Source organism: Lysobacter sp. CC-YZS074 (assembly GCF_056739745.1).
Genome location: NZ_CP200301.1, coordinates 2480145 through 2501860 on the forward strand (window position 1 = coordinate 2480145; position 21716 = coordinate 2501860).

Sequence of the window (21716 nt, forward strand, 5' to 3'; positions counted from 1 at the left end):
GATGTCGAGCGCCCGCATCAGTGCCGGCGAGCTGTTCGAACAACAACGCGAACGCCTGGACCTGCGCTGGTACGCGGGGCAGGACGGCGCGGGCCGCTTCCTGGAGGCGGTGGAAACCGTCGCCCGGCGGCCTTCGCTGGCCGGCTACCTCAACGCGATCTATCCGAACAAGGTGCAGATCCTCGGGACCGAGGAGCTGGCCTGGCTCGATTCACTCGACTCGCGCCATCGCTGGGAGACGATCGAGAAAATCATCCAGTTCCGACCGCTGGCGCTGGTCATCAGCAAGGGGCAGGACGCCCCGGCGGACCTGGTGGAGGCGGCCGAGGAATCGCGCACGCCGTTGTGGGGCTCGACCCGGCGCGGCCATGAACTGCTCAACTACCTGCAGTACCACCTCGCCCGCACGCTGGCGCCGCGAGTGACCCTGCATGGCGTGTTCATGGAGATCTACTCGATCGGCGTACTGATCACCGGTGACTCCGGCGCCGGCAAGAGCGAGCTGGCACTGGAGCTGATCAGCCGCGGCCACCGGCTGGTGGCCGACGACGCCCCCGAGTTCACCCAGATCGCACCCGACGTGCTCGACGGCACCTGCCCCGAGCTGCTGCAGGACCTGCTGGAAGTCCGCGGCCTGGGCGTGCTGAACATCCGCGAGATGTTCGGCGACACCGCGGTGAAGGCCAACAAGTACCTGCGCCTGATCATCCACCTGACCCGGCCGCAGGACGAGCGCGCCGAATCCGCCACGGCGACCGGGCTGGAGCGCCTGACCGGCGAGAACAGCGCGCGCCGGGTGCTCGACCTCGACGTGCCGATGACCACCCTGCCGGTGATGCCCGGCCGCAACCTGGCGGTGCTGGCCGAGGCCGCCACGCGCCTGCACAGTCTGCGGGTGAAGGGCCTGGATCCGGCGGCGGCGTTCATCGCGCGCCACAGCAACTTCCTCGAACGCGGCGACCACTAGATGAATACCGTTCCCGATGCCAGCGTGGTGATCGTCAGCGGCATGTCCGGCTCCGGCAAGTCGGTCGCGCTCAAGACCTTCGAGGACCTGGGCTATTACTGCGTCGACAACCTGCCGGCCGAACTGCTGCCGCAGTTCGTGCGCAGCGCCACCGGCGAGGAACGCACCGGCGGCGCCAAGCTCGCGGTCGGCATCGACGTGCGCAACAGCCACAGCGACCTCAGCAGCCTGCCGGCGTGGCTGTCGGCGGTCGGCGGGCTCGGGTTCGACCCCAGGCTGATCTATTTCGAAAGCCGCGACGAAGTCCTGCTCAAGCGCTACGCCGACACCCGGCGCCGCCACCCGCTGAGCCACCTCGGGCTGTCGCTGGCCGATGCGATCGCGCTGGAGCGGCAGGTGCTCAAGCCGCTGCGGCAGCTCGCGGACATCGTGCTCGACACCAGCGACCTCAACGTCCACCAGATGCGCCGGCGGGTGATCACCGAGTTCGGGCTGAGCGAAAGCAGCTCGGTCTCGCTGCTGTTCGAATCGTTCGCCTACCGCCGCGGCGTCCCGCCCGACGCCGACTTCGTGTTCGACGCCCGCTGCCTGCCCAACCCGCACTGGGACCCGGTGCTGCGGCCGCTGTCCGGGCGCGATGCGGCGGTCGCCGAACACCTGGACGCACAGCCCGACGTCGGCGCGTTCGCCACCCAGATCGCGCAGTTGCTGGATACCTGGCTGCCGCGCATGCATGCCGATTCCAGCCGCAGCTACATCACCGTCGCGTTCGGCTGCACCGGTGGGCGGCACCGCTCGGTGTACCTGGCCGAACGCATGGCCGCCCACGCCCGCGAACAGGGCTGGGACGAGGTCGCCGTCCACCACCGCGAACTGGACTGAGCGCGCGCCACTGTCTTTCCGGGTTGCGTACCGGTCTGCTAACGTTGGGCGATGGCCGTCGGCGTCCTCCTCATCACCCACCCGGGCATCGGCAGTTCGATCGTGGCGGTGTCGACCCGGCTGCTGCGCGCCCTGCCGCTGAAGGCCGAGGCGCTGGAAGTCGGCTTCGATGACGACCCCGATACGCTGTTGCCACAGGCCAGTGCGGCGCTGCGGCGGGTCGACGGCGGCGACGGCGTGCTGGTGCTGACCGACCTGTACGGCGCGAGCCCGAGCAACCTGGCCGCAAAGGTCGCCCGGCTGGGCACGCCGGTGCGGCGGGTGTCGGCGGTGAGTCTGCCGATGCTGCTGCGGGTGATGAACTACGCCGAGCTCACCCTGGAGGAGCTTTCGGCGGTTGCCGCGGCCGGCGCACGCAACGGCGTGCTGATGGACGACGCCTGAGAGGGCGCGCCTGCGCACACGGCGTTTTGCCGGGCCGGGTCCGGGATCCGGTCTTCGACAGCCGCCGTTGGCGGCCACAAGGAACAACGCCATGATCGAACGCGAACTGACCGTCTCCAACCGCCTCGGCCTGCATGCACGCGCCACCGCCAAGCTGGTGCAGCTGCTGTCGGCCTACCGCTGCAACGTCACGCTCACCGCCAAGGGCCGCGAGGTCAACGCCAAGAGCATCATGGGCGTGATGCTGCTGGCCGCCGGCCAGGGCACGCCGGTCAAGCTGCGGGTCGAGGGCGAGGACGAAGCGGCGGCCGCCGACGCGGTGACCGCCCTGTTCGAACGCCGCTTCGACGAAGACCAGTAGGACGCGGCGCGGTGCGGCAGGAATTCACCGGACACGGAGCCTCGCGCGGCAGCGCGCTGGGCCGTGCCCGGGTGCGCCTGCCGCACGTCCTCGACGTGGTCGAGGAGCGCATCCCCGCCGAGGCCGTCCACACCGAACTCGCCCGCCTGCACGACGCCATCGCCAAGGTCCGCAGCGAGATGCACACCCTTCGCGAGCGCCTGCACGGTGCGCTGATGCAGGAGGTCGGCGAGTTCCTCGACCTGCACGCGCTGCTGCTGGACGACCCCGAACTGCTGCAGGGCCTGGATGAACTGGTCAGGGTCGGCCGCTACAGCGCCGACTACGCCCTGCGGCTGCAGCGCGACCGGATCGCCTCGGTGTTCGCGGCGATGGACGACCCCTACTTCCAGAGCCGGGTCGAGGATGTCGACCAGGTGATCGGCCGCGTCCATGCCGCGCTGCACCGGCGCGAGTGCGACCTCGCGGGCGCCGCCGGCGAGATCCTGGTCACCGACAACGTCGCCCCCGCCGAGCTTGCCCAGTTGCAGGCGCAGGGCGTGGTCGCGATCGTCACCAGCGCGGGCAGCGCGCTCTCGCACAGCGCCATCCTGGCGCGCAGCCTGCACCTGCCGCTGGTGGTCGGCGCGGCCGGGATCCTGCAACGCGTCAACGACGGCGACGCGCTGGTGGTCGACGGCGGCACCGGCCAGGTGGTGCTGGAACCGGCGCCCGACGACCTGCGCCGCCACCGCGAGCGCGAGCGCGGCTACGCGCGCGAGCTGCGCGAACTCAACCGCCTGCGGCGCGAGCCGAACCGCACCCGCGACGGCACCGACATCCAGCTGTACGCCAACGCCGAGTCGCGCGAGGACGTGGCCGAGGCGCATGCGCTGGGCGCCACCGGTATCGGCCTGTACCGCACCGAGTTCCTGTTCCTGCAGCGGCAGGAGCTGCCCGACGAGGAAGAGCAGTTCCGCGCCTACCGCGACGTCATCCTCGGCATGAGCGGCCGCCCGGTCACGATCCGCACGCTCGACCTCGGCGCCGACAAGGCCGACCGCACCGGCCTGGCCCTGCGCGACGAGCCAAATCCGGCGCTCGGCCTGCGCGGCGTGCGCCTGTCGCTGGCCCGGCCCGGGCTGCTGCAGACCCAGTTGCGCGCCCTGCTGCGCGCGTCGGGTTACGGGCCGCTGCGGATCCTGCTGCCGATGATCAGCAGCCGCGAGGAAGTCCGCACCGTCCGCGTGGAGATGATGCGCCTCGCCCGCGACCTGCGCAGCGAGGGCCACGAGATCGCCGACTTCATCGCGCTCGGCGCGATGATCGAGATCCCGGCCGCCGCCCTCGCCCTGCCGAGCTTCATCGGCGGGGTGGACTTCCTTTCGATCGGCACCAACGACCTCATCCAGTACCTGCTCGCCGCCGACCGCAACAACGAGGCGCTCGGCGAGCTGTACACCGCCCTGCACCCGGCGGTGATCCGCCTGTTGCGCGACCTGATCCGCCAGGCCAAGGCCCGCAACAAGCCGATCGCGGTGTGCGGAGAGATCGCCGGCGACGCCCGGTTCGCGCCGATGCTGCTGGCGCTCGGGCTGGAGCAGTTCAGCCTGCACCCGACCACGTTGCTGGAAGTGCGCCGGACCATCCGCAATTGCGACCTCGACCGCCTGCGTGCGCAGGCCCCGGCGCTGATGCGCGCCCGCGAGCGGGTCGAGATCGAGCGCTGGATCGAGGCGCAGTGCGGGCACTAGGCGGTCGCGGTACAGCCAACGTCCACCGCGTAACGACGGGCTGTTGTAGGAGCCGCCCCTTTTTTCACGCTCGACAAAAAAGCCGCGCGGCGGCTTCAAGCCACGCCACGGCTGGGCAGCACCGGGCGCAGCAGCGATAATGCGGCGATGAACACCTGATGCCGTCGCATCCGTCTGGCACGCCGGAACGGCTGCGGCTCCCCCGCCCGACCCACGGAGTCCGCATGGCCGAGGCCGTCCGCCACGACAAGACCGCGCGCCAGCTGCGACTGCTCTCCGACGCGCTCGACAGCGGCCGCCTCGGGCCGGTCAAGCGGCTGGTCAACACGCTCTCGCCAGCCGAGATCGGCAACCTGCTCGAATCGCTGCCGCCGGGCAAGCGCGTGGTGGTATGGGGTCTGGTCGACCCGGAGGACGACGGCGAGGTGCTGGTCCACGTCGGCGACGAAGTGCGCGAAAGCCTGCTGGCCGACATGGACCCGGACGAGATCGTCGCCGCGGTCGAAGACCTCGACATCGACGACCTCGCCGACCTGGTGGAGGACCTGCCCGACACCGTCATCGACGAAGTGCTCAAGTCGATGGACCGCGACAACCGCGAGCGGCTGGAGCAGGTGCTGTCCTACCCGGAAGACACCGCCGGGCGCCTGATGAACCCCGACGTGGTGACGGTGCGCGCCGACACCACCGTCGACGTGGTGCTGCGCTACCTGCGCCTGCGCGGCGAACTGCCCGAGCACACCGACCACCTGTACGTGGTCAGCCGGCGCCACCAGTACCTGGGCCGGATCAGCCTGGCGCAATTGCTGACCCACGAGGCCGGCACCCCGATCAACCAGCTGATCGACGGCGAGCAGCCCGCGTTCGACGTGGACGAATCCGCCAACGAAGTCGCGCGGCAATTCTCCGACCACGACTGGCTGAGCGCGCCGGTGGTGGACGACAACCACGTGCTGCTGGGCCGCATCACCATCGACGACGTGGTCGACATCATCCGCGACCGCGCCGAGCACCAGGCGCTCGGCGCCGCCGGCCTGGACGAGGACGAAGACCTGTTCAGCCCGGTCCGCCGCGCCGCGCGCCGGCGTGCGATCTGGCTCGGGATCAACCTCGCCACCGCGTTCCTGGCGTCCTGGGTGATCGGCCGCTTCGAAGGCACGCTGGAGCAGATCGTCGCCCTGGCGGTGCTGATGCCGATCGTCGCCAGCATGGGCGGCGTCGCCGGCACGCAGACGTTGACCCTGATGGTGCGTGGGCTGGCGATGGGGCAGGTCGGCAGCGGCAACCTGCGTGCGCTGCTGGCCAAGGAGGCCTCGGTCGGCCTGCTCAACGGCCTTGCCTGGGCGATCGTGGTGGGCGTCGTCGCCGCGGCGTGGTTCCGGGACGCGCCACTCGGGCTGGTGATCGGCGGCGCGATGATGATCAACCTGGTGGTGGCCGCGCTGGCCGGCGTCCTGGTGCCGCTGAGCCTGCGCCGGATGAACATCGACCCGGCACTCGCCGGCGGCGTCGTGTTGACCACGGTCACCGACGTGATCGGTTTCCTGAGCTTCCTCGGGCTGGCCACGCTGGTGCTGCTGGGCTGAGCGGGGGCCCGCGGATCAATCGCGATCCAGCGGGCTCAACACCCCGCCCGCGCCGCGGCCGAGCACATGGGTGTAGATCTGGGTGGTGGCCACGTCCTTGTGGCCGAGCAGTTCCTGCACGGTGCGGATGTCGTGCCCGGCTTCCAGCAGATGGGTGGCGAAGGAGTGCCGGAGCGTGTGGCAGGTGGCGGCTTTCCGGATCCCCGCCGCCTGGCGCGCGGCCTTGACGGCCCGCTGCAACGTGCCTTCATCCACGTGGTGCCGACGCACGACGCCACTTCGCGGGTCGCGCGAGTGGCGCGGCGACGGAAACACGTACTGCCACCCGAATTCGCGCCCGGCGTTCGGATACTTGCGCGCGAGCGCATGCGGCAGGTACACCTCCCCATGGCCTGCCAGCAGGTCCGCATGATGCTGCACCCTCACGCGCTCGACGTGCTCGTTCAGCCGCTCGTGCAAGCGCCGAGGCAGCGGGACTCGTCGATCCTTCCCGCCTTTCCCGTTGCGCACCACGATCTCGCGACGCCCGAAGTCGACATCCTGTATCCGGAGCCGCACGCATTCCATCAAGCGCATGCCGGTGCCGTACAACAGCGCGCCCATCAGCCAAAGCTGCCCGTCCAGCATCGCCAGCATCCGCGCGACCTCGTCGCGCGAAAGCACCGCCGGGATCTTCTGCGGGCGCTTGGCCCTGACCACCGACTCCATCCACAGGAGTTCGACCCCGAGCACCTCCCGATACAGGAACAGCAACGCCGACAGCGCCTGGTTCTGCGTGCTCGCCGCGACATCGTCCCGCGTGGCCAGCGTCGACAGGAATGCCTCGACCTCCGCCGCGCCCATGTCCCTGGGATGCCGCTTGCCATTGGCGAGGATGAAGCGCCGTATCCAGCCCACGTAGGCGCGCTCGGTGCGGATGCTGTAATGCCTGAGCCGGCAGCGTGCCCTGACCTGCTCAAGCAGCCGCGGGGGTCGAGCGGCAGCCGTTTTACCGTCTTCGCGTGGCCGCCCGGCCCGCTCGCCACCGCCTTGCCTGTCGGATACCGCCGCGTCGTCGCCGTGATATGACATACCGCCCCAAAGTTGCCGCATATCCCGGAACCATCTCCCAACAAGGCTGCGGCGCACAGCGGGTAAGCCTTTGATCCGTTGTAGGATTTCTCCGATTGACGATAAGCGGTCCAGCAGCGACGATCCGATACCGCCTCAATTTTGGGGTCGACTAAGTGTTAGGCGGCAGGGGAAATGACGTTGCAGACGGATAAAAGCAAGTGGGCACTCCGCGGAGCTTATTTTCTGATCATGGGGTGTGGAGCGTTCTTTGCATACTTCAACTCCAAGTACGGATGGGTCACGCCTCCTGAGTACAACCGCATCAAGGGCTTCTGGTTGGAGCCGTTCTTGCCCATGCTTCAACCATATCTTCCGTCCACGGTTCTCGCTCTTGGCGTAGGCTTCGTGGTTGCGGGTCCATACTGCGTCAGGCGCTACACCATCGCTATCAGGCCGGGCGGGCTAGCCGCCTAACAATTCGTTCAAGCCGAACCCGCTTCGCTACACCAGCAACATGGCAGGTAAAGCTTGCCATGTTGCTGGCTCCGCTACGCGGGTCGGCTTAACTCAGGCGTTAGGTGCTTATGAGAGTTCAGCTGGACATTGAAACCCATGATCGGCGCCTAGGCTTCGACATTGCTGGAGTAGGCAACAGTCTTTCCGCTGGCACAGCAGTGGATGTTCCAGGCGGCGCAAAAGTTGTGTTTCAAGGTGCAATCGTCCGCAAGTCCTTCGGCATCCCGGAGATACTTCAGTTCATTGTTGACGCTTCCGTAAACGTTGAGATCGGCCTTTTCAGCGCGTGGCTCTACGACAAGGTCAAGGATCGGCCGGTAGAGCGCATCATCATCAATCGCCGAGTCATCACCGAAATCACAGAACAGGGAATCCGGCAGGTGCTTGAGGAAGAGATTCACTCTTCCGAGTAAGCACCTAACAATTCATTCAAGCCGAACCCGCTTCGCGGGTCGGCTTAATTCAAGTGTTAGGCGCTAATGGCTAGATGCGTAGCAACGGCATTGTTCATTGCCGGGATTGCCCTAGGTTTCCGTGGCTTCTACGTCTGGATTGGGTGCGGATATGACTGCCCAGCACTCCCGTTTGGAAGTGTCACAGCTACCGGCGCAATCCTCTACGGCCTATTCGCTTCAGTTGCCGGGCTTATCACATTTCTGACCGTTCTATTTGGCCGAAACAGTGGGCGGAGCAAATAGCTCATCTTGCTTTTGCCATGTAAGCTGGGTGTTCGCCTCTTCCCGGGTTAGCGCCTAACAATTCATTCAAGCCGAAGCCGCTTCGCGGCTCGGCTTAATTCCGGCGTTAGGCCTTGGAATCACTCAATACCCTCGCCCGTATAGTTGCCGTCACGTACATCCTTTTCGGACTGTTCGGGCTGCTGGTGCTTTCTTATCCCGACAATCGCCGAGACATGTTCTTAGGCTCTGGGCCACCGTGGCTTGGGCCGCTTCGGGTCGCTCACGCTTACGCCTCCCTCTCGGCAATGGTCCTGTGTGGCGTTGCGGTCTGGCTCTGGTCGGCCGCTGCCACGGTCGTTCTCGCTTGGACGGTGCTTGCGCTCGTTTTTGCGGGCAAGGGCTTGAGCGTCCTGTACGGAGAGAGGAGTTCGTGCAGGCACTGCCTAGTGCTAGGCTCAGCCATGGTGTTGCTGGCCACAATGGCTATTGTTGCAGGGGTATAGTGTGCGCAGCCAAGGCCTAACAATTCGTTCAAGCCGAACTTGCTTCGTTACACCAAAGCCATGGCAGAAAAGCTTGCCATGGCTTTGCCTCCACTACGCAAGTCGGCTTAACTCAAGCGTTAGGCCTCAGAGGAGACTCATGGAAGCGGATGACTATTTAAAGCTTTGGGCGGTTTTTGGTCCACTTCTCACTGGTGTAGGCAGCGCTCTGTGGGCGCGCCACATCCGGATAAGTGACCGCGAATTTGACTCCAAGCAAGAGCAGTCAAAGCACAACCACTGAGGCCTAACAATAGGCCGCACAAGCAGTAGCGTTCTTTTGTTCGGGCAGCGGCGGCTTGCAGTTCATCGCGCTGCCGGTTCTTTTGGCGTATCGCTTTTGCAGCGCTCTCGCCCTTCGGCAAGTTGCCATGGCAGTTCGCGGCGGCCTGCGCGGGCGGGTTCTCGCTCGGACAGTTCATCGCATCGTGCGGTTCCTGGCGGTGCAGGTTCTCGGCGCGCAGCACGGTTGTCACCGCAGGTTCGCGCAAAGGCTTCGTCGCGCTCGGCCCTTCATCGGGGCACAGTGCGGCCTAACAAGTCATTCAAGCCGAAGCCACTTCGTGGCTCGGCTTAATTCCGGCGTTAGGGCCCACATGTGAGTTCATCGTTCATTTGTTCAACTTGCGGCGAAACACACGAGGGCTTGCCTACGGATCACGGCTGGAAACTTCCTGACGATGTGTGGGCTATTCCAGAGGCGAAGCGATCGAACGAAGCCAAGTTCAACAGCGACTTGTGCCAGTTCGGTGAGCGCCATTTCATCCGCTGTGTTCTCAAGCTCCCGTTCAAAGATCAGCCTGGCTACTACGGCTGGGGCACATGGGTTGAGGTGGCGGAGACTGACTTCTACCGCTACGTTGAGATCTACGACAAAGATGGGAGTGCTGAGCCTCCGGTATCGGGCACCATCGCCAATGTTTTTCCGGGCTACCCTCCAACCGTTGGCCTACCCGTGAGGGTGCAATTCCAAAGCAGCACCAGCCGGCCTACGGTTGCAGTGGAAGCTGGCCACCACTGCCTTGCTGCGGAGCAATCCGCGGGCATAGACAATCATCGCTATCACGAGATACTTGTAGCTACAGGGTCGCTGGGTGGGCCCTAACAATTCGTTCAAGCCGAACCCGCTTCGCTCCACCAACAACATGGCAGGTAAAGCTTGCCATGTTGTCGGCTACGCTACGCGGGTCGGCTTAACTCAGGTGTTAGGGCGCTATGGAAAATTTCTCGACGCTCGCAGGTGCCATTGCAACCATTGTCGCGGCCTTGGTCGGCGGCGGCATTACATTTCTTGTCGCTGTCTTTACCAAGGAGAATAAGGTTTCCGACTTCCGGCAGAACTGGATCGAAGGGCTCCGGGAAGATACGGCTAGGTTCATAGGCATTTGGTACTACGTCGCAGCGGAGCTGGAACTCGTCCCTTCGGAGGAATTTTCCACAAGAGATTTCTGGCGTAGCATGAAGGATCAATTCATGGAGCTAGAGATCCTTCAGGCCAGAATTGAGCTGCGCCTAAACCCGGGTGAGCACGCCGAGGTGATTGAGAGCCTCGGGTTTCTCGCGCAAGGAGAATCGCTGACCGGGCTAACGCACGCTCAAAGAAAGGCCGAGATTGAGTCCTTCTCAAAGGCAATTCAGAGAATCCTCAAGGGTGAATGGATCAGAGTAAAACGCGGCGAGGACACATATCGCACCATCAAACGGGTTTCTAAGTGGGTCCTGGCAATTGGGGCAGTTCTGTTGCTGGTGGTCGGGGCGGTTCAACTTATAGCGCCCTAACAATTCGTTCAAGCCGAGCTTGCTTCGCTACACCAACAACGCGGCAGAAAGAGCTTGCCACGTTGTTGGCTCCGCTACGCAAGTCGGCTTAACTCAGGTGTTAAGCCTCAAGGACAAACCACGTGGCAGCTGAAACAGACAGTGACTTCTACAATCGTGCCGATGCGGTCATCCACCTTGCAAACGAGCAGATCGGTGAGGTAACGCGCGGCAAGGTCAGCGCTTCATGCATGTATGCCACCGCACGTTTCAATGCTTGGGTAAACGCTACGGGCTATGAGTCCGCGGCAGAAATGGCCGCCGCAAAGGAAGAGACGGTTGGCTACTTCGTCAAGCAGTATCGCGCCATGCTGGAAGAAAACCTAGATGACTACATCAGGAACTTTGGCCAGTACATTCGGCCGAATGAGGCCTAACAATTCGTTTAAGCCGAACTTGCTTCGCTACACCAACAACGTGGCAGGTAAAGCTTGCCACGTTGTCGGCTACGCTACGCAAGTCGGCTTAACTCAGGTGTTAGAGCGCATATGAAGATTGCCGCGACCGCATACAAGTCCTTCGTGTCCCTACTCTCACCGCGACGACAAGGCTCTTATCGACATCTGTTCTACTTGTTCTGCTCAGCCCTTGCAGTTCTTTTAGCCGTCCTGGGATTCGGCCTTTTCAGAATTCGCGACCTTACGCCGAACGAATGGGGAGACTACTTCGGGGGCGTTGCCAATCCCCTTTTGACGTTTCTCACGTTCACCGGGCTGCTTATCACCATCATCCTGCAGCAAACCGAGTTGAGAGAAACACGTAAGGAGCTAAAGCGATCGGCCGATGCCCTTTCTGCACAGAACGAAAGTAGAAGGAAGCAAAACTTCGAGTCTACGTTCTTCCAGATGCTTTCTATCCATAACTCAATCGTCAACTCCATCGACCTGATCAACGACAAGGGTGCCAGAACTCAAGGGAGAGACTGCTTTAGTGTCTTCTACACAAGGCTCAACAAGATCTTTCGTGCGCGGGAAGAGCGCTACTACAAGAATCGCCTTGCGAGTGAGCCGCTCTCGGCGGCGTACTCGGAGTTCTGGAACGTGCACCAGAGTGAGCTGGGACACTATTATCGCTATCTGTACAACATCGTCCGCTTCATCAAAGATGAAGGACAAGAAAGCGGTCCCTACATTCGGCTAATCAGGGCACAACTCTCCGATCAAGAGCTTCTTCTTCTCTTCTACAACTGCATCTCAGATAACGGCGGGAACTTTACACCCTTGGTTGTCGAGTTTTCGCTTCTCGACAACATGCCTAGAAAGAAGGTCCTAGATCGAGATCATTTGAGCCTGATTTCACAGAAGGCCTTCAACAAGGATGCGCTCTAACAATTCATTCAAGCCGAAGCCGCTTCCCGGCTCGGCTTAATTCAGGGGTTAGACCGCGTCAGAAGCGGTGAGGTGGTTGAAGCAAAAGATGGCGAAACACGTGTTGTCTATGTCGCAGTACATCGTTCATCGAAATGGTCTGCCACCTGGTGCGCGCGGGAGTCTCCGCAACATGCTGCAAAGGTCTTTGGGGTCGCCCACCTTTGCAGGGTTCTGGCAGCACTGGAATCCTGTCTTTGGCTACGGGCTCGGGCGCTATGTCTACAGTCCTTTACGTCGCGTGCTGCCGAAGGGGCTGGCGCTGGTGCTCACCTTCACTGTGAGTGGCGCGATCCATGACCTTGTGACAATGGCGGCTCGTGGGGGAGCCGCGTTCTTGTTCATTCCATGGTTCACGCTCATGGGGATATGCGTAGTCCTTGGCAGGGAATTCTCAATCAGCTTCACGGGCCGTTCTTGGTGGGCGAGGGCCTCAGCAAATGTTGGCTACGTGGCTCTGTGTCTGGCCACAGTTCTAGCAGTTAAGCATCAACTCCAATAGGCTGCGGTCTAACTATTCGTTCAAGCCGACGCCGCTTCGCGGCGCGGCTTAACTCAGGTGTTAGGCCTCACATGCCAGCAGATCGGTCAATCGAATTGCTTAGAGAGCATGCCCATTTGCTCTCACCTGACAAACAAGCCATAGCTAGGTACATCTGTGACAATTGGCCTCTCACTAAGAGGCTGCCCCAAGGAATTGCGTCCCATGTTCATCAAACCTATGGACGGTCTGTTCACAGCTTGGCTGAGGCGCAAGGCATTGCCCGTGAGCTCTTCTTGGAAGCAGCGCAGCTTGTGCATGCCTCTAATCGCAGTGAGGCCTAACAGTTCATTCAAGCCGAACCCGCTTCGCGGGTCGGCTTAATTCAGCAACTGTCTTGAAACGTACCGCTCAAGCCAGTGCCAAGCCCTCGGCGCGAAGCTCGTCCCGACGCCGCGCATTGACAATTCCCAGCAGCTTTCGCATGCAGGCGACGAGCGCCACTTTCCCCAGCTTCCCGCGTGCTCGCAGCTGCTGGTAGTGGGCTTTCATCAGCGGATCCCAGCGCACGGCCGAGAGTGTGGCCATGTACAGCGCGACGCGAACCGGTGCGCGCCCGCCGCGGATGCGGCGCTTACCGTGCCCTTGTCCGCTGTCGCGGTTCATCGGTGCCACGCCGATAAGCTTGGCGATCTGCCGGCGATCAAGGTGTCCCAGCTCAGGCAACTGCGCCAGCACGGTCGCCTGGAACACCGGCCCCAGCCCCTTGCCCGAGCTCAACGCGGGTGTAGCGTGCTGCGCGATGAGCGCTCTCATGGTGCGCTCTATCGCCACCAGCTCACGGCGCAGGGCCGCGATGGTGCGGTCAACCAGCTTGCGTACTGAAGGCGGGGCCATCGCCGCCTGTTGCTTCTGCGCCTGCAGCAGAACGACCACCTGGCCGCGCCGTCTGAGCCAATCACGAAGCTCGCGCTGCCACGGGAGTGGCGCGACGTGACGCCGCAGGCGATCGCCGAACATGCCGGCCATGAGCGCCAGCAGGCGAGCATCGATGGCGTCGGTCTGGGCCAGCTCGCCGGTCGCCCGGGCAAAGTCCCGGGCCTGGCGCGGATTGACGCGGGCAATCCAGAGCCCGGCATCGCAACACGCGTCCAGCAGCGGCTCTTCATAACCACCCGTGGCCTCCACCACGATCCGCTCCACGCCCTCTGCCCGCAAGCGTTTGATCAGCTTGCAGATTCCGGCACGGTTGTTGGGAAATCGCGCCCCGCCCGACTGCCCATCGATGGCCAGGTCCAGATTGGCCTTGCCCACGTCGATACCCGCTGCCCGCATGCCCGTTCTCCGTTACAGTCGGTTGGTCGAGAGCATCGCGCCCGAGGCCCACGCTTATCAGTTCGAGGGAACCCTCGATCAACTGTTCGGGCGCAGGGCGCGAGATCCGGCGTGCGGCCCCTGCTGAATTACGGTGGTGCTGACACCGAGGCGTTATCGGGCGCGCACGCCGGGCTCTCGACGCTTAGGCTAGGGGAAACGAAAGACATAAGGTGTTAGGCCCCACCCCAACCACTATGGATATCCAGCTAAGAAACGGCCTCAAGGCGAATGCCTTCATTGCGCTCGCGGCGTTCGCCATCTTCTGGTTTGGCTATGGCCTTGCCAAGGGCCTCATGCTCGGCGGCGCTGTATTTATCATGCTTGCAAGTGCCACGGCGGTAAGCCATTGGTGGCGTTCCCGCTAGCACTAGTATCAGCACAGCAGCACCCACCCAGGTTGCGCTAGAGTGGTGCCTAACAATTCATTCAAGCCGAAGCCGCTTCGCGGCTCAGCTTAATTCAGCAACTGTCTTGAAACGTACCGCTCAAGCCAGTGCCAAGCCCTCGGCGCGAAGCTCGTCCCGACGCCGCGCATTGACAATTCCCAGCAGCTTTCGCATGCAGGCGACGAGCGCCACTTTCCCCAGCTTCCCTCGTGCTCGCAGCTGCTGGTAGTGGGCTTTCATCAGCGGATCCCAGCGCACGGCCGAGGGTGTGGCCATGTACAGCGCGACGCGAACCGGTGCGCGCCCGCCGCGGATGCGGCGCTTACCGTGCCCTTGTCCGCTGTCGCGGTTCATCGGTGCCACGCCGATAAGCTTGGCGATCTGCCGGCGATCAAGGTGTCCCAGCTCAGGCAACTGCGCCAGCACGGTCGCCTGGAACACCGGCCCCAGCCCCTTGCCCGAGCTCAACGCGGGTGTAGCGTGCTGCGCGATGAGCGCTCTCATGGTGCGCTCTATCGCCACCAGTTCACGGCGCAGGGCCGCGATGGTGCGGTCAACCAGCTTGCGTACTGAAGGCGGGGCCATCGCCGCCTGTTGCTTCTGCGCCTGCAGCAGAACGACCACCTGGCCGCGCCGTCTGAGCCAATCACGAAGCTCGCGCTGCCACGGGAGTGGCGCGACGTGACGCCGCAGGCGATCGCCGAACATGCCGGCCATGAGCGCCAGCAGGCGAGCATCGATGGCGTCGGTCTTGGCCAGCTCGCCGGTCGCCCGGGCAAAGTCCCGGGCCTGGCGCGGATTGACGCGGGCAATCCAGAGCCCGGCATCGCAACACGCGTCCAGCAGCGGCTCTTCATAACCACCCGTGGCCTCCACCACGATCCGCTCCACGCCCTCTGCCCGCAAGCGTTTGATCAGCTTGCAGATCCCGGCATGGTTGTTGGGAAACCGCGCCCCGCCCGACTGCCCATCGATGGCCAGGTCCAGATTGGCCTTGCCCACGTCGATACCCGCTACCCGCATGCCCGTTCTCCGTTACAGTCGGTTAGTCGAGAGCATCGCGCCCGAGGCCCACGCTTATCAGTTCGAGGGAACCCTCGATCAACTGTTCGGGCGCAGGGCGCGAGATCCGGCGTGCGGCCCCTGCTGAATTACGGTGGTGCTGACACCGAGGCGTTATCGGGCGCGCACGCCGGGCTCTCGACGCTTAGGCTAGGGGAAACGAAAGACATAAGGCGTTAGGGCTCACATGGGATTCGTCGACGTTAGCTACAAGGGAAAGCCGCTGACGATTCATAAAGCGGTAACTCATCCCCATTTCGAAGAAAAGACCGTCCTCGTCACGGATACGTGGGACTACGTGGATTTGTGGCTCAGAAGGTCAAAGAAGGACAAGGCAAGATTTTACTGGCAACAAGCACATAGCTTTTATGAAGCAACAAAACTGCTTCCAAAGACTGCTTCGCCATTACCCGCATACTATTGCTTTCTGAACGCGACTAAGGCCCTGCTTCTCGCAAAGGGCGCAGCATTCGGGGATCAGCATGGAGTTTCGGGCCAGACTCTCCCCGGAAAGACCTCTCTTTCTAAAGAGATCGTCAAGTTTAAGAGTGGGGGCATCCTTGCAGCACTCTGTACGCATCTCGGAGAGCCGTCAGGACCCACGAACTATCCATTATCCGACGTTCTCTACAACCTTCCCTTCATCCATCGGGCTTACGACCTGACCTATAAGAGCTCTAAAGAGCTTTATATCCCGATCAGCTCGCCCACCATAGTGCGTTCAGATCGCACGCATGAGGCGTGGTTCATTGCAGAACTGACAGGAAAGTACGCAGACGGGAACACGCTTGCCAAGCTGCCAAATGAGTTCGAGCGCGAGATTGGTGGCCCTGACCAAAAGAAAGTCATTATCCGACGCAAAGCACGATTCACCTGGCAGCCACGACGCCTGACTTCCAGCATGGGGCGGTACAGAACGTACCACCAGAGTCTGCGAAAGCACCTCTTCTACATTTGTGGCCCCCAGCGGCTTTGGTACCTCAAACGCGGCGGCAACATCCCTTGCGCCATCTCTCGATCATCGCTAACGCTGACGTTCGCCGCGATGCATAAGCTGAGTGAACTATCCCGCTATACACCAGACCGGCTAGCCAAGCATTTCGAGGCGCAACACAACTGGCTGCTTTCTGAGTTCATTGACTCCGCCCCGCTTCAATTCATTGACGAGATCTCCGCAGAGATGACCGGGCGCGAGTTCATGCAACCGGGGAGGGCCTCGCGAAAATGAGCCCTAACAAGTCATTCAAGCCGATGCCGCTTCGCGGCACGGCTTAATTCGGGTGTTAGGCGGCAATGGCAGATCACGGCGAATTGAAAGATATCCTTCTGCGAGTTCAGGCTGGCGACCGCAACTTTGCGCCAGCCCTGCCATCACCAGAGGCAGTTGCTCATTTTCAACCGACTGCCCGCCACCTCAAGACCGCACTAGATCAAGGGCTCATCGAGCAAGCGCATTTCATGGTCAGTAAGCGTCGTGAGACCTACAACAGCATTGTCTCGGTAGCAATTGATGGCGGCCTCACCATCAAAGGCGTCTCTTGGCTCGCTTCACCGCCTGGCAAAGAACCAAGTGCCTTCCGGCAATGGCTCGTCAATCACACATCAGCAATGATTTTCACCATCTTGGGCAGCATCGTCACCGCAATCATCCTGATCGCATGGGACGTCAAGTGAGTTGCCGCCTAACAATTCGTTCAAGCCGAACTTGCTTCGTTACACCAAAGCCATGGCAGGAAAAGCTTGCCATGGCTTTGGCTCCACTACGCAAGTCGGCTTAACTCAGCAACTGTCTTGAAACGTACCGCTCAAGCCAGTGCCAAGCCCTCGGCGCGAAGCTCGTCCCGACGCCGCGCATTGACAATTCCCAGCAGCTTTCGCATGCAGGCGACGAGCGCCACTTTCCCCAGCTTCCCTCGTGCTCGCAGCTGCTGGTAGTGGGCTTTCATCAGCGGATCCCAGCGCACGGCCGAGAGTGTGGCCATGTACAGCGCGACGCGAACCGGTGCGCGCCCGCCGCGGATGCGGCGCTTACCGTGCCCTTGTCCGCTGTCGCGGTTCATCGGTGCCACGCCGATAAGCTTGGCGATCTGCCGGCGATCAAGGTGTCCCAGCTCAGGCAACTGCGCCAGCACGGTCGCCTGGAACACCGGCCCCAGCCCCTTGCCCGAGCTCAACGCGGGTGTAGCGTGCTGCGCGATGAGCGCTCTCATGGTGCGCTCTATCGCCACCAGTTCACGGCGCAGGGCCGCGATGGTGCGGTCAACCAGCTTGCGTACTGAAGGCGGGGCCATCGCCGCCTGTTGCTTCTGCGCCTGCAGCAGAACGACCACCTGGCCGCGCCGTCTGAGCCAATCACGAAGCTCGCGCTGCCACGGGAGTGGCGCGACGTGACGCCGCAGGCGATCGCCGAACATGCCGGCCATGAGCGCCAGCAGGCGAGCATCGATGGCGTCGGTCTTGGCCAGCTCGCCGGTCGCCCGGGCAAAGTCCCGGGCCTGGCGCGGATTGACGCGGGCAATCCAGAGCCCGGCATCGCAACACGCGTCCAGCAGCGGCTCTTCATAACCACCCGTGGCCTCCACCACGATCCGCTCCACGCCCTCTGCCCGCAAGCGTTTGATCAGCTTGCAGATCCCGGCATGGTTGTTGGGAAACCGCGCCCCGCCCGACTGCCCATCGATGGCCAGGTCCAGATTGGCCTTGCCCACGTCGATACCCGCTACCCGCATGCCCGTTCTCCGTTACAGTCGGTTAGTCGAGAGCATCGCGCCCGAGGCCCACGCTTATCAGTTCGAGGGAACCCTCGATCAACTGTTCGGGCGCAGGGCGCCGAGATCCGGCGTGCGGCCCCTGCTGAATTACGGTGGTGCTGACACCGAGGCGTTATCGGGCGCGCACGCCGGGCTCTCGACGCTTAGGCTAGGGGAAACGAAAGACATAAGGCGTTAGGCGGCACAGGGACCGCACCACACATGATGTCTCAAAAGAAGATTGGCCTTGTCGCAATAGCCACTCCGGCATGGTTCTTGACCGTCTATTTAGTAATGTCGGCTATGCGGCCGGACTACGTACACACCGACCAGGCTATTAGTGAGCTGGGCAGCTTGGATGCACCCAACCTCTGGGCTTGGAACGTTCTCGGTTACATCCTGCCCGGCCTCGCTATAGCACTCTTGGGCATCGGGCTCCGGCGCGAGTTCGTAGGCCGCGGGCTTCCGGCCACTGCTCCAGCAATGGCATTGGTGGCCGCAGGCCTCCTGATGGCACTGTCCGGCGCGTTTCCCGCCAACATGACGGACTTCAAATCCACTACGACGCTCCTGCACTCGGTAGGCAGCTTTGGCTGCTACATCGCGTTCTTAGTAGCAGGCTTCTGGCTGCCTTCACTGTTCCGGAAGGTCAACTCATGGCATTGGGCAGCAACGCCGTCGCTCGCCCTCGTAATCGCGTCAATCGCTACTGGGTTTCTGCGCTTCGCTGGCATGGCCAGCATCGGTCAGCGCATCACCTTCTTGTGCTTCTTCCTGTGGGTTGCGCTGGTGGGCTGGGCGCTGTGGCGGGCCAACAGCTCCTCGGTGCCGCCTAACAATTCGTCCAAGCCGACGCCGCTTCGCGGCGCGGCTTAACTCAAGTGTTAGGCGGCACAACCGAGCAATCTTGGGAACCGAACCATGAGCCGAACCTTTCTTGTTAGCGTGCGCGGCGAGAGCCACAACAACGATGACGGTGCATCGCGCCAAGACATCATTCGTCGCATGCGAGCCAACGAGCCGGTTCAACTCAAAGCTGACCCGACAAATCAACACGACAGATGGGCAGTCAAAGTCCTTACGCAATCTGGGGAGCAAATAGGCTGGCTTCCTTCGGATGCTCGGGATGCAGATGCATTGCTCAAGGGCGAGCCCATCGAGGCCGCAGTTCATGCGGTGCGCGGCGGTACAAGCTGGCTCAAGCGGCTTCTTGGTAAAAAATCTGTTGGTGTCGTTCTCCGCATTACCAAGGGCGACCCTGATTGGGGCAGACGCGCGCAACTTGAAGATTGCGCCAAAAAAGTAGATGAGCAGGTAGCTGCTGCGCTTAAACTTGAGCAGGACGGAGACACTGACGCCGCAATTCCAGCTTTGACTCAAGCCATTGCAGAAATTCGTTCTTTCACAACGACGAATCCATACGCATCAGCACACCGCCGGCTGCACGCCCCTGTAGATCGCTTGAGTCTTTTGCTTGAGTGCCGGAAAGCTTATGCAGACGCGCTTTCTCTGATTCAAGATTGGCGGACAACGTTCGACCCAGTTCAGCCAAGCAAGTCCGTGGTGGAATCATTGGATAAGCGGGCCGAGCGCCTGCAATCAAAGCTCAAGTAGTGCGCAAGTGCCGCCTAACAATTCGTTCAAGCCGAAACCGCTTCGTTACGGCAAAGGCATGGCAGGAAAAGCTTGCCATGCCTTTGCCTCCACTACGCGGTTCGGCTTAACTCAGCAACTGTCTTGAAACGTACCGCTCAAGCCAGTGCCAAGCCCTCGGCGCGAAGCTCGTCCCGACGCCGCGCATTGACAATTCCCAGCAGCTTTCGCATGCAGGCGACGAGCGCCACTTTCCCCAGCTTCCCGCGTGCTCGCAGCTGCTGGTAGTGGGCTTTCATCAGCGGATCCCAGCGCACGGCCGAGAGTGTGGCCATGTACAGCGCGACGCGGACCGGTGCGCGCCCGCCGCGGATGCGGCGCTTACCGTGCCCTTGTCCGCTGTCGCGGTTCATCGGTGCCACGCCGATAAGCTTGGCGATCTGCCGGCGATCAAGGTGTCCCAGCTCAGGCAACTGCGCCAGCACGGTCGCCTGGAACACCGGCCCCAGCCCCTTGCCCGAGCTCAACGCGGGTGTAGCGTGCTGCGCGATGAGCGTTTTCATGGTGCGCTCTATCGCCACCAGCTCACGGCGCAGGGCCGCGATGGTGTGGGCCGAGAGCTTGCGGACCGCCGGCGGCGCCATCGCGGCTTGCTGTTTTCGCGCCTGCAGCGCCACCATCACCTGGCTGCGTCGACGCAGCCAGTCCCGCAGTTCGCGCTGCCATGGGAGCGGCGCGACGTGCGGGCGCAGCCGGCCGTCGAATATCCGGGCCATGAGCGCCAACAACCCCGCATCGATGGCATCGGTCTTGGCCAGCTCACCGGTGGCGCGCGCAAAGTCCCGTGCCTGCCGCGGATTGACCCGGGCGATCCACAGGCCGGCATCGCAGCAGGCTTCAAGCAGCGGCTCCTCATAGCCGCCGGTGGCCTCCACGACGATCCGCTGCGTACCAAGCATCCGCAGATGCTTGACCAGCTTGACGATCCCTGCGCGATTGTTGGCGAACCGAACGACGCCCGCCTGCCCTTCTACGGCCAAGTCCAGGCTGGACTTGCCCACGTCGATTCCCGCTGCCGTCATGACCGAGCTCCGCTAGAGTTGGTCCGTCGAGAGCATCGCGCCCGAGGCCCACGCTTATCGGTTCGAGGGAGACCTCGATCAACTGTTCGGGCGGCAGGGCGCGAGATCCGGCGTGCGGCCCCTGCTGAGCTACGGTGGTGCTGACACCGAGGCGTTATCGGGCGCGCACCCCGGGCTCTCGACGCTCAGGCTAGGGGAAAAGGAAGACATAAGGCGTTAGGCGTCGCACAGGCCGTCCGCCCCCTGCTCCCGGCTATCCGGGCTGGCCAGCACCTCGAACTGTCGAAAGCCACGACCATTGTTCGTCGTATGGCAGCAAGCCGCGTCTTTACTTACGTCGGCGCCGCAGAACCGTGAACCCGGAGGGCCATATGAGAAAGCTCAGAATCATCGAACACATCTCGCTGGACGGCGTGATCCAGCACTCCGCCGATGAGGGCGGGTTTCCTTACAGCAACTGGACCACGCCCTATCGAACTCCCGCCGGCCTGGACATGCTCACGTCCGCGCTGGGCGAGCGCTTCGATCTGCTGCTGGGTCGCCGCACCTACGATATCTGGTCGGACTATTGGCCAAAGGCACCGGCCAGCCCGATGGCCGACGGCCTCAATGCGGCAACAAAATATGTCGTCACCCATCGTCCGGAGAGCCTTGCCTGGGGTCCGTTCGAGAGTCTGGGACCGGACCCTGTCGAAAGTGTCCGCCGCATCAAGCTGCAGGACGGCCCGGACCTGATCCTTTGGGGCAGCTCCACGCTCACGTCGCCGGTGCTCGAACACGGGCTTGCGGACGAGGCCCTGCTGATCGTCTATCCGGTTCTGCTGGGCACGGGGAAGCGCCTCTTTGCGGAAGGAACACCGGCATGCTCGTTCGAGCTCCTCGGCACGAAAGCACTGCCTTCCGGCGTCATCCTCAGTACTTACAAGGTCGTCGGGCCGTTGAAGGCCGGATAACCGGGCAGGTTCAACATGAGCCAATGGTGCGGGACGATGTCTGGCAACTCGGGCCGGGCCCGTTTCGCATGGCGGCTGGATTC

Annotated in this window: 23 protein-coding genes; 18 read left to right on the top strand and 5 right to left on the bottom strand. The window is 62.8% G+C overall.

Annotated features, from left to right (window positions below; all coding sequences use genetic code 11):
• The first annotated feature begins 1 nt into the window (after position 1).
• From hprK to mgtE, 6 genes are all read left to right on the top strand, one after another.
• Positions 2–967, top strand: a complete 966-nt coding sequence (gene hprK, locus U8331_RS11210) for an HPr(Ser) kinase/phosphatase (protein WP_481131113.1) — start codon at positions 2–4, stop codon at positions 965–967.
• Entirely contained in the window at positions 968–1849 is an 882-nt protein-coding gene (rapZ, locus tag U8331_RS11215; RefSeq protein ID WP_481131114.1) for an RNase adapter RapZ, read from the top strand.
• 51 nt (positions 1850–1900) lie between these two features.
• Positions 1901–2293 carry a PTS sugar transporter subunit IIA gene (locus tag U8331_RS11220; RefSeq protein ID WP_481131115.1) on the top strand — a complete coding sequence of 131 codons (393 nt, stop codon included), beginning with the start codon at positions 1901–1903 and terminating at the stop codon, positions 2291–2293.
• A gap of 91 nt (positions 2294–2384) precedes the next feature.
• The gene (locus U8331_RS11225) at positions 2385–2654 is read left to right on the top strand and encodes an HPr family phosphocarrier protein (protein ID WP_481131116.1); all 270 of its coding nucleotides are present in this window, start codon (positions 2385–2387) and stop codon (positions 2652–2654) included.
• 11 nt (positions 2655–2665) lie between these two features.
• The gene (ptsP, locus tag U8331_RS11230) at positions 2666–4387 is read left to right on the top strand and encodes a phosphoenolpyruvate--protein phosphotransferase (protein WP_481131117.1); all 1722 of its coding nucleotides are present in this window, start codon (positions 2666–2668) and stop codon (positions 4385–4387) included.
• 224 nt (positions 4388–4611) lie between these two features.
• The gene (mgtE, locus tag U8331_RS11235; protein WP_481131118.1) at positions 4612–5973 is read left to right on the top strand and encodes a magnesium transporter; all 1362 of its coding nucleotides are present in this window, start codon (positions 4612–4614) and stop codon (positions 5971–5973) included.
• A 15-nt stretch (positions 5974–5988) separates the two neighbouring features.
• Here mgtE and U8331_RS11240 read toward each other — a convergent pair whose 3' ends face one another.
• Entirely contained in the window at positions 5989–7044 is a 1056-nt protein-coding gene (locus tag U8331_RS11240; RefSeq protein ID WP_481131119.1) for an integron integrase, read from the bottom strand.
• 566 nt (positions 7045–7610) lie between these two features.
• On the opposite strand from U8331_RS11240, the gene U8331_RS11245 reads away from it, so the two are divergent.
• From U8331_RS11245 to U8331_RS11270, 6 genes are all read left to right on the top strand, one after another.
• The gene (locus U8331_RS11245; RefSeq protein ID WP_481131120.1) at positions 7611–7955 is read left to right on the top strand and encodes a hypothetical protein; all 345 of its coding nucleotides are present in this window, start codon (positions 7611–7613) and stop codon (positions 7953–7955) included.
• Positions 7956–9362: 1407 nt separating this feature from the next.
• Positions 9363–9869 carry a DUF2199 domain-containing protein gene (locus U8331_RS11250; protein WP_481131121.1) on the top strand — a complete coding sequence of 169 codons (507 nt, stop codon included), beginning with the start codon at positions 9363–9365 and terminating at the stop codon, positions 9867–9869.
• A gap of 110 nt (positions 9870–9979) precedes the next feature.
• The gene (locus U8331_RS11255) at positions 9980–10543 is read left to right on the top strand and encodes a hypothetical protein (protein ID WP_481131122.1); all 564 of its coding nucleotides are present in this window, start codon (positions 9980–9982) and stop codon (positions 10541–10543) included.
• A gap of 122 nt (positions 10544–10665) precedes the next feature.
• Complete coding sequence (locus U8331_RS11260) at positions 10666–10959, top strand: DUF3144 domain-containing protein (RefSeq protein WP_481131123.1); 294 nt, start codon at positions 10666–10668, stop codon at positions 10957–10959.
• A 111-nt stretch (positions 10960–11070) separates the two neighbouring features.
• Complete coding sequence (locus U8331_RS11265; protein WP_481131124.1) at positions 11071–11910, top strand: putative phage abortive infection protein; 840 nt, start codon at positions 11071–11073, stop codon at positions 11908–11910.
• 172 nt (positions 11911–12082) lie between these two features.
• Positions 12083–12451 (top strand): MBOAT family O-acyltransferase, encoded by a 369-nt coding sequence (locus tag U8331_RS11270; protein WP_481132964.1) that lies wholly within the window; start codon positions 12083–12085, stop codon positions 12449–12451.
• A gap of 390 nt (positions 12452–12841) precedes the next feature.
• Here U8331_RS11270 and U8331_RS11275 read toward each other — a convergent pair whose 3' ends face one another.
• Positions 12842–13765: an IS110 family RNA-guided transposase gene (locus U8331_RS11275; RefSeq protein ID WP_481131125.1), complete on the bottom strand. Its 924-nt coding sequence runs from the start codon at positions 13763–13765 to the stop codon at positions 12842–12844.
• A gap of 236 nt (positions 13766–14001) precedes the next feature.
• On the opposite strand from U8331_RS11275, the gene U8331_RS11280 reads away from it, so the two are divergent.
• Positions 14002–14172 (top strand): hypothetical protein, encoded by a 171-nt coding sequence (locus U8331_RS11280; RefSeq protein ID WP_481131126.1) that lies wholly within the window; start codon positions 14002–14004, stop codon positions 14170–14172.
• A 120-nt stretch (positions 14173–14292) separates the two neighbouring features.
• Here the strand turns inward: U8331_RS11280 and U8331_RS11285 are convergent, their stop codons facing one another.
• Entirely contained in the window at positions 14293–15216 is a 924-nt protein-coding gene (locus U8331_RS11285; RefSeq protein WP_481131127.1) for an IS110 family RNA-guided transposase, read from the bottom strand.
• Between the two features lie 226 nt (positions 15217–15442).
• Here U8331_RS11285 and U8331_RS11290 point away from each other — a divergent pair, with 226 nt between their 5' ends.
• Together U8331_RS11290 and U8331_RS11295 are read left to right on the top strand one after the other, a co-directional pair.
• Positions 15443–16483, top strand: a complete 1041-nt coding sequence (locus tag U8331_RS11290; RefSeq protein WP_481131128.1) for a YaaC family protein — start codon at positions 15443–15445, stop codon at positions 16481–16483.
• 65 nt (positions 16484–16548) lie between these two features.
• Complete coding sequence (locus U8331_RS11295) at positions 16549–16929, top strand: hypothetical protein (RefSeq protein ID WP_481131129.1); 381 nt, start codon at positions 16549–16551, stop codon at positions 16927–16929.
• Positions 16930–17060: 131 nt separating this feature from the next.
• Here the strand turns inward: U8331_RS11295 and U8331_RS11300 are convergent, their stop codons facing one another.
• On the bottom strand, positions 17061–17984 hold the full coding sequence (locus U8331_RS11300) for an IS110 family RNA-guided transposase (RefSeq protein ID WP_481131130.1): 924 nt from the start codon (positions 17982–17984) through the stop codon (positions 17061–17063).
• 246 nt (positions 17985–18230) lie between these two features.
• On the opposite strand from U8331_RS11300, the gene U8331_RS11305 reads away from it, so the two are divergent.
• Both U8331_RS11305 and U8331_RS11310 read left to right on the top strand, forming a co-directional pair.
• Positions 18231–18881 (top strand): DUF998 domain-containing protein, encoded by a 651-nt coding sequence (locus tag U8331_RS11305; RefSeq protein ID WP_225218060.1) that lies wholly within the window; start codon positions 18231–18233, stop codon positions 18879–18881.
• Positions 18882–18926: 45 nt separating this feature from the next.
• Positions 18927–19619 carry an HIRAN domain-containing protein gene (locus U8331_RS11310; protein ID WP_481131131.1) on the top strand — a complete coding sequence of 231 codons (693 nt, stop codon included), beginning with the start codon at positions 18927–18929 and terminating at the stop codon, positions 19617–19619.
• Positions 19620–19756: 137 nt separating this feature from the next.
• On the opposite strand, the gene U8331_RS11315 is transcribed toward U8331_RS11310, so the two are convergent.
• The gene (locus tag U8331_RS11315) at positions 19757–20680 is read right to left on the bottom strand and encodes an IS110 family RNA-guided transposase (protein ID WP_481131132.1); all 924 of its coding nucleotides are present in this window, start codon (positions 20678–20680) and stop codon (positions 19757–19759) included.
• Between the two features lie 371 nt (positions 20681–21051).
• Between U8331_RS11315 and U8331_RS11320 the strand changes: the two genes are divergently transcribed.
• Positions 21052–21633, top strand: a complete 582-nt coding sequence (locus U8331_RS11320) for a dihydrofolate reductase family protein (protein ID WP_481131133.1) — start codon at positions 21052–21054, stop codon at positions 21631–21633.
• Positions 21634–21716: the final 83 nt, after the last annotated feature.

Excerpts from the sequence above, each read along its gene's own strand:
- hprK (WP_481131113.1), top strand. The coding sequence starts at position 2 with ATGTCGAGCGCCCGCATCAGTGCCGGCGAGCTGTTCGAACAACAACGC.
- rapZ (WP_481131114.1), top strand. The coding sequence starts at position 968 with ATGAATACCGTTCCCGATGCCAGCGTGGTGATCGTCAGCGGCATGTCC.
- U8331_RS11220 (WP_481131115.1), top strand. The coding sequence starts at position 1,901 with ATGGCCGTCGGCGTCCTCCTCATCACCCACCCGGGCATCGGCAGTTCG.
- U8331_RS11225 (WP_481131116.1), top strand. The coding sequence starts at position 2,385 with ATGATCGAACGCGAACTGACCGTCTCCAACCGCCTCGGCCTGCATGCA.
- mgtE (WP_481131118.1), top strand. The coding sequence starts at position 4,612 with ATGGCCGAGGCCGTCCGCCACGACAAGACCGCGCGCCAGCTGCGACTG.
- U8331_RS11240 (WP_481131119.1), bottom strand. The coding sequence starts at position 7,044 with ATGTCATATCACGGCGACGACGCGGCGGTATCCGACAGGCAAGGCGGT.
- U8331_RS11245 (WP_481131120.1), top strand. The coding sequence starts at position 7,611 with ATGAGAGTTCAGCTGGACATTGAAACCCATGATCGGCGCCTAGGCTTC.
- U8331_RS11255 (WP_481131122.1), top strand. The coding sequence starts at position 9,980 with ATGGAAAATTTCTCGACGCTCGCAGGTGCCATTGCAACCATTGTCGCG.
- U8331_RS11265 (WP_481131124.1), top strand. The coding sequence starts at position 11,071 with ATGAAGATTGCCGCGACCGCATACAAGTCCTTCGTGTCCCTACTCTCA.
- U8331_RS11270 (WP_481132964.1), top strand. The coding sequence starts at position 12,083 with ATGCTGCAAAGGTCTTTGGGGTCGCCCACCTTTGCAGGGTTCTGGCAG.
- U8331_RS11275 (WP_481131125.1), bottom strand. The coding sequence starts at position 13,765 with ATGCGGGCAGCGGGTATCGACGTGGGCAAGGCCAATCTGGACCTGGCC.
- U8331_RS11280 (WP_481131126.1), top strand. The coding sequence starts at position 14,002 with ATGGATATCCAGCTAAGAAACGGCCTCAAGGCGAATGCCTTCATTGCG.
- U8331_RS11285 (WP_481131127.1), bottom strand. The coding sequence starts at position 15,216 with ATGCGGGTAGCGGGTATCGACGTGGGCAAGGCCAATCTGGACCTGGCC.
- U8331_RS11290 (WP_481131128.1), top strand. The coding sequence starts at position 15,443 with ATGGGATTCGTCGACGTTAGCTACAAGGGAAAGCCGCTGACGATTCAT.
- U8331_RS11295 (WP_481131129.1), top strand. The coding sequence starts at position 16,549 with ATGGCAGATCACGGCGAATTGAAAGATATCCTTCTGCGAGTTCAGGCT.
- U8331_RS11300 (WP_481131130.1), bottom strand. The coding sequence starts at position 17,984 with ATGCGGGTAGCGGGTATCGACGTGGGCAAGGCCAATCTGGACCTGGCC.
- U8331_RS11305 (WP_225218060.1), top strand. The coding sequence starts at position 18,231 with ATGTCTCAAAAGAAGATTGGCCTTGTCGCAATAGCCACTCCGGCATGG.
- U8331_RS11310 (WP_481131131.1), top strand. The coding sequence starts at position 18,927 with ATGAGCCGAACCTTTCTTGTTAGCGTGCGCGGCGAGAGCCACAACAAC.
- U8331_RS11315 (WP_481131132.1), bottom strand. The coding sequence starts at position 20,680 with ATGACGGCAGCGGGAATCGACGTGGGCAAGTCCAGCCTGGACTTGGCC.
- U8331_RS11320 (WP_481131133.1), top strand. The coding sequence starts at position 21,052 with ATGAGAAAGCTCAGAATCATCGAACACATCTCGCTGGACGGCGTGATC.